Genomic DNA, 12772 nt, shown 5'->3' with positions numbered 1-12772 from the left:
CCCTCGCCGGGGGTGCGGGTGGCATGATCGACGACCGTGGCCCACGAACCCCGCGTCCCCCTGCGTCCCGCCGTCGCCGCGCTGCCGGCCTACGTCCCCGGGGGCCGCGTCGCCCCGGGCGCCGCGGCGTTCAAGCTCTCGTCGAACGAGAACCCGTACCCGCCCCTGCCGTCGGTGGTCGCCGCGATCGCCGACGCCGCGGCCGACGTCAACCGGTACCCCGACATGTACGCGACCGAGCTCGTCGAGGCGCTCGCAGACCTGCTGGGCGTGACGGCGGCAGAGGTCGTCGTGGGCAACGGGTCCGTCGCCGTCCTGGCGCACGTGCTGCAGACGGTCGTGGAGCCGGGCGACGAGGTCGTCTACCCGTGGCGCTCGTTCGAGGCGTACCCGATCGCGGTCGCGGTCGCGGGCGGCACGTCGGTCCAGGTGCCGCTGCTCACGGGGGCGGACCGTGGGCGGCTCGACCTGCGGGCGATGGCCGCGGCGGTCACCGAGCGCACGCGCGTCGTCCTGGTGTGCACGCCCAACAACCCGACCGGGCCCGTCGTGCACCGCGACGAGCTCGACGCCTTCCTCGCGGCGGTGCCGTCGGACGTGCTCGTCGTCCTGGACGAGGCGTACCTGGAGTTCGTGCGCGACCCGCAGGCTCCCGACGGCCTCGCGGTGTACGCGAAGCACCCGAACGTCGTGCTCCTGCGCACGTTCTCCAAGGCGTACGGCCTCGCGGGGCTGCGCGTCGGGTACACGGTCGCGCGCCCGCGGCTCGCGGCGGGGATCCGTGCCGTGTCGACCCCGTTCGGGGTCTCGCACGTCGCGCAGGGCGCTGCGCTCGCTGCGCTGCGCGCGCGCGACGAGCTGCTCGGCCGCGTCGAGCACCTCGTCGCCGACCGCGAGCGCCTGGTCGAGGGTCTGCGCGACCAGGGGTGGGAGCTGCCGGAGTCCCAGGCGAACTTCGTGTGGTTCGACCTCGGCGACCGCACCGTCCAGCGGGCCGAGGAGGCGCGCGCCGCCGGCGCGATCGTGCGCCCCTTCGCGGGCGAGGGGCTGCGCGTGAGCGTCGGGGAGCCGGAGGCCACCGACCTTTTCCTGCGCGTGAGCGCGACCTGGCGGTAGCTCGTCAGCTCTCGGTCGGCCGCGGGGAGAGGATCGGCACGAGCTCGCTGAACGGGCGGAAGGCGTCGACGTTCTCCGGTCATCACGGCGGCACCGTGCCGATGCGCCTGCGCCGCGATGAGGGCGTCCTTGCCGCGGACGCGAGAGCCCGCGACGCGACCCTTCGCATGCGCGGCGCGCAGCCCGTAGGAGCGGGTGCAGTCGAGATCGAACTCGATCCAGTGCCCTCGGTGTAGGCGTTGGTCTACACCGGCGCCGCTCCGGTTGCCGACCCCTCGCGCCGCGAGAACACTCGCGATCATGGACACCGTCGGCCGCGCTCCGCGCGGGGTGGCCCGGTGGGGTTTGGAGGTTCCCTCCAAGCGGCTGCCGCCGACGTTGGGCGACACGTCGGCAGCGGAACCTACGCAGTCGTAGCCTACGCTTGCGTAGGCTACGGAGACGTAGGTTACGACGGCGCCCCTACCGGGCGTCACCTGCCCCCGAGCGGGCGGTCGCCAGGCGGCCCGCACCGAAGGAGATTCGCGTGACGGACCACGAGGCGAGAGAACCTGCCCGGGACGCGGCGAGCACGGCCCCGGACCTTCCCGACATGGCGGGCGGCCCCGACGACGCGCCACTGATCCAGCTCGTCACCCCGGCCGGCGCCCGCGTGACGACCCCCGAGACCGACCCGTACCGCGAGCGCGTCGCGCACCTCGACGCCGCCGCCCTGCGCGGCCTGTACCGCGACATGGTCCTCACGCGCCGCTTCGACGACGAGGCGACCGCGCTCCAGCGCCAGGGCGAGCTGGGCCTCTTCGCGCAGTCGAAGGGCCAGGAGGCCGCCCAGATCGGCTCTGCCCGGGCCCTGGCCGCACAGGACTACGTCTTCCCGTCGTACCGCGAGCACGGCATCTCGCACGTGCGCGGCATCGACACGGTCGACCGGCTGCGGCTGTTCCGCGGGGTCGACCACGGCGGCTGGGACCCGGCCGTGCACAACGTGCACCTGTACACGCTCGTCATCGGTTCCCACGCGCTGCACGCGACGGGCTACGCGATGGGCGTCCAGCGCGACGGCCTCGTCGGCACGGGGGACCCCGAGCGCGACACCGCGGTCGTCGCGTACTTCGGCGACGGCGCCACGTCACAGGGCGACGTGAGCGAGGCGCTCGTGTTCGCGGCCGTGAACAACGCGCCCGTCGTCCTCTTCTGCCAGAACAACCAGTGGGCGATCTCCGAGCCCACGACCAAGCAGACGCGCGTGCCGCTCTACCGGCGCGGCGGCGGGTTCGGCGTCCCGAGCGTGCGCGTCGACGGCAACGACGTGCTCGCGTGCTACGCCGTGACGGCAGAGGCGCTCGAGCGTGCGCGGTCCGGCGGCGGCCCGACGTTCGTCGAGGCGTTCACCTACCGCATGGGCGCGCACACGACGTCGGACGACCCGACGAAGTACCGCTCGCGGGCGCAGGAGGAGTACTGGCGCCGGCGCGACCCGATCGACCGGCTCGAGGCGCTGCTGCGCGCCGAGGACGCGTGGGACGACGGGTTCGCCGCCGACCTCGCCGCCGAGGCGGACGCGCTCGGCGAGCGACTGCGCACCGAGACCCGGGCGCTCGCCGCGCCCGCGTCGTCGAGCATGTTCGAGCACGTCTACGGCACGCCGCACGCGGTCGTCGAGGCCGAGAAGGCGTGGTTCGCCGACTACGAGGAGTCGTTCGCGGCGGACGGTTCGCCCGCCACCGGGCAGGAGGTCGCACGATGAGCACGGGCACCACGAAGACGCTCACCCTCGCGAAGGCGATCAACGAGGGCCTGCGCCGCTCGCTCGAGACGGACCCGAAGGTCCTGCTCATGGGCGAGGACATCGGTCCGCTCGGCGGCGTGTTCCGCGTGACGGACGGCCTGCAGAAGGACTTCGGCGAGGACCGCGTCGTCGACACGCCGCTCGCGGAGTCCGGCATCCTCGGCACCGCGATCGGGCTCGCGCTGCGCGGCTACCGCCCGGTATGCGAGATCCAGTTCGACGGGTTCATCTTCCCCGCGTACGACCAGATCACGACGCAGCTCGCGAAGATGCGCTACCGCTCGGGCGGCAAGCTCCAGGTGCCCGTCGTCGTGCGGGTGCCCTACGGCGGCGGGATCGGCGCCGTCGAGCACCACAGCGAGAGCCCCGAGGCGCTGTTCGCGCACACCGCCGGGCTGCGCGTCGTCTCGCCGTCCACGCCGCAGGACGCGTTCACGATGATCCAGGAGGCGGTAGCCTCCCCGGACCCCGTTCTGTTCTTCGAGCCGAAGGGCCGCTACTGGGAGAAGGGCGAGGTCGACCTCGGCGGTGCGGGCGAGGGCTCGCGCGTGCTCGACCGGGCGCGCGTCCTGCGCGCCGGGACCGACCTCACGCTCGTCGCCTACGGACCCACCGTCGCCACCGCGCTGCGCGTAGCCGCCGCGGCCGAGCAGGAGGGCCGCAGCGTCGAGGTCGTCGACCTGCGCTCGATCTCCCCGCTCGACACCGCGACGGTCGTCGAGTCGGTGCGCCGCACGGGCCGCTGCGTCGTCGTGCACGAGGCGCCGACGTACCTGGGCTCCGGCGCGGAGGTCGCGGCCCGCGTGACCGAGGAGTGCTTCTACTCGCTCGAGGCGCCCGTGCTGCGCGTCGGCGGGTTCCACACGCCGTACCCCGTCGCGAAGATCGAGCACGACTACCTGCCGAGCCTCGACCGCGTGCTCGACGCCGTCGACCGCGCGTTCGCGTACTGACGCGCGCCGCTCAGGACCGAGACCCAGGAGGACCAGCAGTGCCGACGTACGAGCAGTTCAAGCTCCCCGACGCGGGCGAAGGGCTCACCGAGGCCGAGATCGTGCACTGGCACGTGGCCGCGGGCGACCGCGTCACCGTGAACCAGACGATCGTCGAGATCGAGACCGCGAAGTCGCTCGTCGAGCTGCCGTCGCCCTTCACGGGCGTGGTCAGCGAGATCCTCGTCCCCGAGGGCGTGACCGTCGAGGTCGGCGTGCCGATCGTCGTCGTCGACACCGACCCGGACGGCGCGTCGCCGGAGCCCACGGCCCCGGCCGCCACCGTGCCCGACGGCGCGGACGCCCCCGGGTCGTCGGCCTCGCCCTCCGCTCCGGTCCGCGAGGCCGCGGTCGGCGGGACCACGGCCGGATCCGGCTCCGTGCTCGTCGGCTACGGCACGGTCGAGCCCGGCAGCGCGCGGCGCCCGCGTCGTGCAGCCACCCCGACCGAACTGTCAGCGCCCCACAGGTCCGGGGACCGGCCCGGGGCTGACAACCCTGTGCCTCCGACGTCGTCAGCGCCCCAGGGGTCCGGGGACCGGCCGAGCGCTGACACCGGGACGGGGACGAGCGCCGTCGGGCACGTGCACCTGCCGGTGCTCGCCAAGCCGCCCGTGCGCAAGCTCGCCAAGGACCTCGGGCTGGACCTCGCGAGCGTCGCAGGCACCGGCCCGGGCGGGATCGTCACGCGCGAGGACGTCGTCGCCCACCACGAGCAGGCGAAGGCGAAGCCCCTCGCCACGTACGCCGACGACGACCAGCCGTGGCTCGCGACGGGGGCCGTCACGTCCGACGGCCGCCAGACGCGCGTGCCCGTGAAGTCGGTGCGCAAGCGCACGGCCGAGGCGATGGTCGCGAGCGCGTTCACCGCGCCGCACGTGACGGTGTTCCAGACGGTCGACGTGACGCGCACGATGCGGCTCGTGAGCACGCTGCGCGAGGACCGCGAGTTCGCCGACGTGCGCGTCACGCCCCTGCTCGTCACGGCGAAGGCGATGCTCCTCGCGGTGCGCCGTCACCCCGAGATCAACGCGAGCTGGGACGACGCCGCGCAGGAGATCGTCTACAAGCACTACGTGAACCTGGGGATCGCGGCCTCGACGCCGCGCGGGCTCGTCGTGCCGAACATCAAGGACGCGCACCGCCTGGACCTGCACGGTCTCGCGACGGAGATCGCCGACCTCACGGCGACCGCCCGTGCGGGACGCACGAGCCCGACCGACATGTCCGACGGCACGATCACCATCACGAACGTCGGCGTGTTCGGCATCGACACCGGCACACCGATCCTCAACCCGGGCGAGGCCGCGATCCTCGCGTTCGGCGCGATCCGCGAGCAGCCGTGGGTGCACAAGGGCAAGATCCGCAAGCGCTGGGTCACCCAGCTCGCGCTGAGCTTCGACCACCGCCTCGTCGACGGAGCGCTCGGTGCGCGCTTCCTGTCCGACGTCGCGCGCGTCCTCGAGGACCCGGCGCGCGGCCTGGTCTGGGGCTGACCGGGCCCGGGAGGGTCCGGCACGCGGGGGTGCGCGCCTGCTCGTCGTCGTGCTGGTCGCCTGACCGCGGGAGGACGCCCTCCGCTTGCACGCCTGCTGAGACGGGCCACGATGGAGCGATCGACGCGAACGACATCGATGGCATTCGAGGAGGCGGGAACGTGCGACGCAGCGTTCGTCGAGGGCGGGGCTCGGCCGGACGCCTCGGGGTCCCGGCCCTCGCCCTGGCCGTCCTGGGCCTCGCCGCGTGCGCGGGCCCGGACGCGTCGGACGCGCAGGACGTCGTGACGCGCTTCACCGAGGCAATAGCCGCGGGCGAGGGCGACGCGGCGTGCGACCTCCTCCTGCCGGACACCGCCGAGGCGCTCGCCGACGACGCGGGCGAGCCGTGCGAGGACTCGGTCGTCGACCCGGCGGGCCCGCTCGCCGACGTGGTCGCCGCTGCGGACGACGTCGTCTTTGAGGACGTCCACGTCGCCGGCCGGCAGGCGCAGGTCGTGACCGCCTCCGACACCCTGTTCCTCGCCCTCTCGGGCGACGGCTGGGTCGTGACCGCCGCCGGGTGCACGGTGCGGCCCGACCGCCCGTACGACTGCGAGGTGGAGGCATGAGGGTCCCCCGGTTCATGTTCTGGACCACGCTCGTCCTCGTGGCGGCGGGCCTCGTGACGGCCGTCGTGCTCGCGGCGGTGCACCAGTGAGCGGCGAGTCGACTCGCTCTTCCGGCGGCGTGCTCGGAGGCCTGCGCGCGAGCTCGTTGAGCATCTTCTTCGGCGTCGTCTTCCTCGCCACGCTCGTGGGCCAGGCCGTGAGCGGCGTTGCGGTGTTCAACCTGGACCAGCGAGCCGCCGGCCTCGACCCGGTGACGCTCGGACAGTACGTCGCGTCGTCGGCCTTCTGGGTCGACGTCACGGAGAACTGGCAGTCGGAGTTCCTCCAGTTCCTGCTCTTCATCACCGCGACGGTCTGGTTCGTCCAGCGCGGGTCGCCCGAGTCGAAGCAGCTCGACGAGGCGGGACGCGAGTCGGACGAGGACCAGAAGGTCGGCGAGCACGCGGAGGAGGACTCCCCCGCCTGGGCGAAGGTCCGCGGCTGGCGTCTCGCGGTCTACTCGCGGTCGCTCTCCCTCGTCATGGGACTGATCTTCCTCGGGTCGTGGCTCGCGCAGTCCGCCGCGGGGGCCGTCGCGTTCAGCGAGGAGCAGATGCGCGAGCTCCAGGACCCCGCGCCGTGGACGGAGTACCTCACGCTGCCCGACTTCTGGAGCCGCACGCTGCAGAACTGGCAGTCCGAGATGCTCGCCGTCCTCAGCATGGTCGTCCTCTCGATCTACCTGCGCGAGCGCGGGTCCCCAGAGTCCAAGCCCGTGGGCTCTTCGCACGAGGCGACCGGCGTCGAGGGCTGACGGCGGCGCGCACCTCACCTCTCACGGTCTCGTGCCGCGGTGTGCGGAAGACCTCACACACGCTTAACGACCCGCGCCGACCGGCGAAACACGGTGTTCCTAGCGTCCTGGGTACTGACCGGGACCTGCTGAAGGAGCCGCCATGTCCGCGCCCACGAGCCCCACCACCCACGAGGGTGAGCAGTCCGCAGACCGTCCCGCCGGCGCCGAGCCGGCGGAGAGCACGACCGCGACGCTCGCGCCCGCCGCGACGGCCGCCGTCGGGCAGGCCCCTGCTCGACGCCGCTCCGGGCGGTGGATCGACCGCTGGGACCCCGAAGACCCGACGTTCTGGCGCGACGGCGGCCGGAAGGTCGCGTCGCGGAACCTGTGGATCTCCGTCTTCGCCGAGTTCCTCGGGTTCGCCGTGTGGGCCCTGTGGTCGATCGTCGTGCCGCAGCTTCCCGCCGCCGGGTTCGCGCTCACGGTCGACCAGCAGTTCTGGCTCATCGCCGTGCCGAGCCTCGTCGGCGCCACGCTGCGTATCCCGTACACGTTCGCTGTGCCGATCTTCGGCGGCCGGAACTGGACGGTCGTGTCCGCGCTCCTGCTGCTCCTGCCGACCACCGCCCTGGCGTTCGTCGTGCAGGATCCTGAGACGCCGTTCGGCCTCATGCTCGGCGCCGCGGCGCTCGCGGGCTTCGGCGGTGGCAACTTCGCGTCGTCGATGGCGAACATCTCGTTCTTCTACCCGGAGAAGGAGAAGGGCAAGGCGCTCGGCCTCAACGCCGCGGGCGGCAACCTCGGCACCGCCGCGGTCCAGCTCGCCGTCCCGCTGGTCATCGTCGTCGGCGCGGGCATCGCGCTCGAGCGGGCCGGGCTCATGATGATCCCGTTCATCCTGCTCGCGGCGTTCCTCGCGTGGCGCTTCATGGACAACCTGTCCACCGCGAAGGCGGATCCCCGCTCGTTCGCCGCGGCGACGAAGAACAAGCACACGTGGATCATCTCGTTCCTCTACATCGGCACGTTCGGGTCGTTCATCGGCTACGCCGGGGCGTTCCCGATGCTGCTCAAGGGGCAGTTCCCGGAGATGACGCTCTCGATCGCCTTCCTGGGTGCCCTCGTCGGCTCGGTCACGCGCCCGCTCGGCGGCATCATCGCCGACCGCGTCGGCGGCACCCGCGTCACCATCGCCTCCTACGGGGTCATGGCGCTCGGCGCGTTCGGCGCGATCCAGGCCCTGCAGTCCCACAGCTTCGGCCTGTTCTTCGGCTCGTTCCTGCTCCTGTTCGTCGCGACCGGCATCGGCAACGGCTCGACCTACCGCATGATCCCCGCGGTCTTCCAGGCGAGCGCCGTCCCGGGCGGCGCGACCGGCGGCGACGGCACGCTCGTCGACATCGACGCCGCCCGCGCGAGGGCGCGCAAGGCCGCCGCCGGCTGCATCGGCATCGCCGGCGCGATCGGCGCGTTCGGCGGGTTCCTCATCCCCCGCGGGTTCGCGGCGTCGACGAGCCTCGCCGGGTCGCTCGTCCCCGCCCTGTGGACGTTCATCGGGGTGTACGCCGTCATGGCGGTCGTCGCGTGGGCCGTGTACCTGCGCAAGGGCGCGGCGCTCGCCGCGGCCCGGATCTGACCGAGGGCCGAGGAGAGCGCATGACCGCCCCCACGACCGCCGCGCCGGGGAGAGCTTCGGCCCCCGGCGCGGCGCCGGCCCGCACGCACTGCCCCTACTGCGCTCTCCAGTGCGCCATGACGCTCGACCCCGCGCCCCAGCCCGTGCCCGACGGCGCGGGCGAGGCGGGCGCGGGAGGGCGCGTCGCGGCGTCGGGCACCCCGGGGAGGTTGCTGCCCGTGACGGTCGCTCCGCGCGACTTCCCCACGAACAAGGGCGGGCTGTGCCAGAAGGGGTGGACGAGCGCGACGGTGCTCCGCGCGACCGACCGGCTCACGACGCCGTTCCTGCGCGGACCGGACGGTGAGCTGCACCCGGCGTCGTGGGACGACGCGCTCGACGTCGTCACCGGCGCGATCACGCGCATCCAGGCGAAGCACGGGCGGGACGCGGTCGCGGTGTTCGGCGGCGGCGGGCTGACGAACGAGAAGGCGTACGCGCTCGGCAAGTTCGCGCGCACCGTGCTGCGGACGGCCAACATCGACTACAACGGGCGCTTCTGCATGGCCTCGGCGGCGGCGGGCTCGAACCGCGCGTTCGGCATGGACCGCGGGCTGCCGTTCCCGCTCGTCGACCTCGGAGGCGCGGACGCGGTCCTGCTGCTCGGGTCGAACCTCGCCGAGACCATGCCCCCGTCGGTGCAGCACCTGGCAGGCGTGCGGTCGCGCGGCGGTCTCGTCGTCGTGGACCCGCGGCGCAGTGCGACGGTGGCGCTGACCGGCGAGCCGGAGCCGCGGGCGGGGGTGGCGGCGGGCGTCGGGCCGGTGGGGGACCAGGGCCTGCACCTGCAGCCCGTGCCGGGGACCGACCTCGTCGTCCTCCTCGCTCTGCTGCACGTGGTCGTCGTGGAGGGGCTCGTCGACGAGGAGTACGTCGCGGCGCGCACCACCGGGTTCGACGACGTGCGGCGCTCCGTCATGGCGTGGTGGCCCGAGCGTGCCGAGACGGTGTGCGGGGTCCCGGCCGAGCGGCTGCGGCACGTCGCGCGGCTGCTCGCCGCGGCGTCGCCGGCGCGCGGCGGGGCGGGGGCGTACCTGCTCACGGGCCGCGGCGTCGAGCAGTCCTCCCAGGGGACGGCGACCGTCACGGCCACGATCAACCTCGCGCTCGCGCTCGGCCTGCCGGGACGCGTCGGGTCCGGGTACGGGGCGATCACGGGTCAGGGCAACGGGCAGGGCGGTCGCGAGCACGGGCAGAAGGCCGACCAGCTCCCCGGCTATCGCAAGATCGACGACCCCGCGGCGCGCGCGCACCTCGCGGCCGTCTGGGGCGTGGACCCCGCGACGATCCCCGGGCCGGGCATGCCAGCGGTGAAGCTGCTGCGCTCGCTGGGCTCCGGGGAGGAGGAGCGGCCGCGCGCGCTCCTCGTGCACGGGTCGAACGTGGTCGTGAGCGCGCCGAACGCCGACCGGGTCGTCGACGGCCTGCGCGCGCTCGACCTGCTCGTGGTGTGCGACGTCGTGCCCTCCGAGACCGCGCTGCTCGCCGACGTCGTGCTGCCCGTGACGCAGTGGGCCGAGGAGGAGGGCACGATGACGTCGCTCGAGGGGCGGGTGATCCGGCGCCGTCGGGCGGTCGACGCCCCGGGCGAGGCGCGGTCGGAGCTGTGGATCCTCGCGGAGCTCGCGCGGCGCCTCGGGTCCTCGGTCGCGTTCCCGACCGACCCGGCCGTGGTGTTCGACGAGCTCGCGCGTGCCTCGGCGGGCGGCGTCGCCGACTACTCGGGGCTGAGCCACGCACGCCTCGACGCGGACGAGGCCGACGGCGGGCCGGGACTCTTCTGGCCGGTCCCCGCGGCGTCGGGCGAGCCGCACCCCGGCACGCCGCGTCCGTTCCTCGAGCGCTTCGCGACCCCCGACGGCCGGGCCCGCATGGTGCCCGTCGACCACGTCGGGCCGAGCGACGACGTCCGGCCCGACGCGCCCGTCTACCTCGTCACGGGCCGGGTGCTGCAGCACTACCAGTCCGGGGCGCAGACGCGCCGCGTGCCCGAGCTCGACCGCGTCGTCCCTGCTCCGTTCGTCGAGATGCACCCGGTGCTCGGCGTCCGGCTCGGCATCGCCGACGGCGACCGTGCGCGCCTCACGTCGATCCGCGGACAGGTCGAGGCCGCAGCGCGCTGGACCGACCGCATCCGGCCCGACACGGTCTTCATGCCGTTCCACTGGAGCGGCGCCGGGAGCGTCAACCGCGTGACGACCGACGCGACCGACCCGATCTCCGGGATGCCGGAGTTCAAGGTGTGCGCGGTGGACGTCCGCCGCGCACCTGACGTCGACGACCCGGCGGGCGGCGGCACGACGCCCGTCCGCGACCGGCAGGAGGTGCTCGCATGAGCGGGACGAACGGGCGGACGACGCGCGTCGTCGTCGTCGGCAACGGCATGGTCGGCGCGCGGTTCGCGCAGGACCTCGTGGCGCGCGTCGGCTCCGGCGCGGACGTCGCGCCGGTCGAGGTGACCGTGCTCGGCGCCGAGGAGTACGAGCCGTACAACCGGGTGCTGCTCAGCGAGGTCGTCGCCGGGAAGGTCGACCTCGCCGCGATCGGCCTGCCCGTGACGGACGATCCCCGCGTGACGGTGCGCCGCGGCACGGAGGCCATCGCGATCGACCGCGCCGCGCGCCGCGTCGTCACGGCCGACGGCGGGTACCCGTACGACGCCGTCGTCCTCGCGACCGGCGCGGCCGCGCGCGTGCCCGACGTCGCCGGGCTGACCGGTCCCGACCTGCCCCGCGGCGCGCACGCGCTGCGCACGCTCGACGACGCGCGGGAGATCGTCGCCGCGTCGGTGAACGCGCAGCACGCCGTCGTCGTGGGGGCCGGGGTGCTCGGCCTCGAGGTCGCGTGCGGCCTCGCCCGGCGCGGCGTCGCCGTGAGCCTCGTGCACGGCGGCGAGAGCCTCATGGACCGCCAGCTCGACGGCGCGGCGGGCGGCGTGGTGGCCCGCAGCCTCGCGGCGCTCGGGGTGCGCACGTGGACGCGCGCGAGCACCGAGCGCGTGCGCGTCGGGTCCGGGCACGTGCGCGGCGTCGCCCTGCGCGTGCCCGACGACGGCCGCGCGCCCTCGTCGACCGGCCTCGCCTCGTCGTCCGGTCCGACCGAGCTGCCCGGCGGGACCCGCGTCGTCGAGATCGAGGCCGATCTCGTCGTGCTCGCGTGCGGCACGGTTCCCGAGACCGGCCTCGCGCGTGCCGCGGGGCTGACGGTCGACCGGGGCGTCGTCGTCGGCGACGACCTCGCGAGCCCCGACGACCCCGCGGTCTTCGCGATCGGCGACTGCGCGCAGCCGCCCGAGGGCGGGTCGGGGCTCATCGCCCAGGGCTGGGACCAGTCGCGTCGCCTCGCGGACGCCCTGGCCGCCACGGCCATGGCGACGGCCCCGGCGGCGGCCGCGCCGCGTGACGGACGCCGCGACGTCGGGCACCCCGGGGCGGGGCCGACCGACGGCGAGGCCGGCACCCGCCCGCCCGCCGCGGCGTCCCCGCACGTGCGGCTCGGGGGCGACCAGGACCGCCCGAGCATGGCGCTCCGGCTCGCGATGAGCGTCGTCGCGCGGCCCGTCGTGTCAGGGCCACAGGTCACCGGGGTGTCGTCTCGCCCTGACACGCCGCAGGACCCGACCCAAGTGTCAGGGCCACAGGTCACCGAGGTGTCCACTCGCCCTGACAGCGCGCGCGCGGCCGCCATCGGGACCGACGTCGTCCGGGTCAAGGCGGCGGGCCTCGAGATCGTGACGATGGGGGTGTGCGGCGTGCGGCGCCCGCACGACCCCGCCCACCGCTCCGTCACCCTGAGCGACCCCGTGTCGGGGCGTCACGTCGAGGTGGTCGTCGCGGACGGCCTGCTCGTCGGCGCGACGTGCGTCGGCGCGCCCGACGTCGGTGCGGACCTCACCGCCACGTACACGCGGCGCGTCCCCGTCCCCGCCGACCCGGCCCACCTCCTGCTGCAGCCGGTCGCGCAGGTGGCGGCGCCGGCGTCGACGCCGACGCACATGCCCGACCGCACGACGGTGTGCACGTGCAACGGCGTGACGAAGGGCGACATCGTCGGGTGCTGGCACGACGGCGCCCGCAGCGTCGACGACGTCGCGCGGGCCACGCGGGCGACGACCGGCTGCGGCGGCTGCAAGGACGTCGTGTGCGGTCTCGTGGACTGGCTCGCGAAGGCGGACCCGGACCAGTCGGCGCGCGCCAGGCAGGCCCGGGTGGCGGCCGCGCGCTGAGGCGTGCCGTCTTCTCACCCGCGCGCCCGTCGCCGTGTGAGAAGACCGTTACGGCCGGGCAACGACCGGGGCACTGTCGTGAAACCGCCCCTC

At 74.4% G+C, this 12772-nt stretch carries 9 protein-coding genes; all 9 read left to right on the top strand.

Going from position 1 to position 12772, the window contains the following annotated elements; translation table 11 throughout:
- The first annotated feature begins 36 nt into the window (after positions 1-36).
- The 9 genes from hisC to AC4H2G_RS04030 all read left to right on the top strand — a co-directional run bounded on the left by hisC (position 37) and on the right by AC4H2G_RS04030 (position 12679).
- Entirely contained in the window at positions 37-1116 is a 1080-nt protein-coding gene (hisC, locus tag AC4H2G_RS04070) for a histidinol-phosphate transaminase (protein WP_494364470.1), read from the top strand.
- A 592-nt stretch (positions 1117-1708) separates the two neighbouring features.
- Positions 1709-2863, top strand: a complete 1155-nt coding sequence (pdhA, locus tag AC4H2G_RS04065; RefSeq protein WP_494364527.1) for a pyruvate dehydrogenase (acetyl-transferring) E1 component subunit alpha — start codon at positions 1709-1711, stop codon at positions 2861-2863.
- Entirely contained in the window at positions 2860-3858 is a 999-nt protein-coding gene (locus tag AC4H2G_RS04060) for an alpha-ketoacid dehydrogenase subunit beta (RefSeq protein WP_494364469.1), read from the top strand. The genes pdhA and AC4H2G_RS04060 overlap by 4 nt, the downstream gene beginning before the upstream one ends.
- Before the next feature lie 38 nt (positions 3859-3896).
- Complete coding sequence (locus AC4H2G_RS04055; RefSeq protein WP_494364468.1) at positions 3897-5393, top strand: dihydrolipoamide acetyltransferase family protein; 1497 nt, start codon at positions 3897-3899, stop codon at positions 5391-5393.
- Positions 5394-5554: 161 nt separating this feature from the next.
- A complete protein-coding gene (locus AC4H2G_RS04050; RefSeq protein ID WP_494364467.1) occupies positions 5555-6004 on the top strand; it encodes a hypothetical protein in 450 nt (149 codons plus the stop codon).
- Positions 6005-6089: 85 nt separating this feature from the next.
- Positions 6090-6797, top strand: coding sequence for a DUF6766 family protein (locus AC4H2G_RS04045; protein WP_494364466.1), 708 nt, complete (start codon positions 6090-6092; stop codon positions 6795-6797).
- A 142-nt stretch (positions 6798-6939) separates the two neighbouring features.
- Positions 6940-8415, top strand: coding sequence for an MFS transporter (locus AC4H2G_RS04040; RefSeq protein WP_494364465.1), 1476 nt, complete (start codon positions 6940-6942; stop codon positions 8413-8415).
- Positions 8416-8435: 20 nt separating this feature from the next.
- Complete coding sequence (locus AC4H2G_RS04035; RefSeq protein WP_494364464.1) at positions 8436-10790, top strand: molybdopterin oxidoreductase family protein; 2355 nt, start codon at positions 8436-8438, stop codon at positions 10788-10790.
- Entirely contained in the window at positions 10787-12679 is a 1893-nt protein-coding gene (locus tag AC4H2G_RS04030; RefSeq protein ID WP_494364463.1) for an FAD-dependent oxidoreductase, read from the top strand. The genes AC4H2G_RS04035 and AC4H2G_RS04030 overlap by 4 nt, the downstream gene beginning before the upstream one ends.
- Positions 12680-12772: the final 93 nt, after the last annotated feature.

This window comes from Cellulosimicrobium sp. BMG9.23, assembly GCF_059159985.1.
This window is presented reverse-complemented; position numbering and strand designations above follow the sequence as displayed.

Bases quoted from the DNA above. Each gene is read 5' to 3' on its own strand.
- pdhA (WP_494364527.1), top strand. From the start codon at position 1,709: ATGGCGGGCGGCCCCGACGACGCGCCACTGATCCAGCTCGTCACCCCG.
- AC4H2G_RS04060 (WP_494364469.1), top strand. From the start codon at position 2,860: ATGAGCACGGGCACCACGAAGACGCTCACCCTCGCGAAGGCGATCAAC.
- AC4H2G_RS04035 (WP_494364464.1), top strand. From the start codon at position 8,436: ATGACCGCCCCCACGACCGCCGCGCCGGGGAGAGCTTCGGCCCCCGGC.
- AC4H2G_RS04030 (WP_494364463.1), top strand. From the start codon at position 10,787: ATGAGCGGGACGAACGGGCGGACGACGCGCGTCGTCGTCGTCGGCAAC.
- AC4H2G_RS04040 (WP_494364465.1), top strand. From the start codon at position 6,940: ATGTCCGCGCCCACGAGCCCCACCACCCACGAGGGTGAGCAGTCCGCA.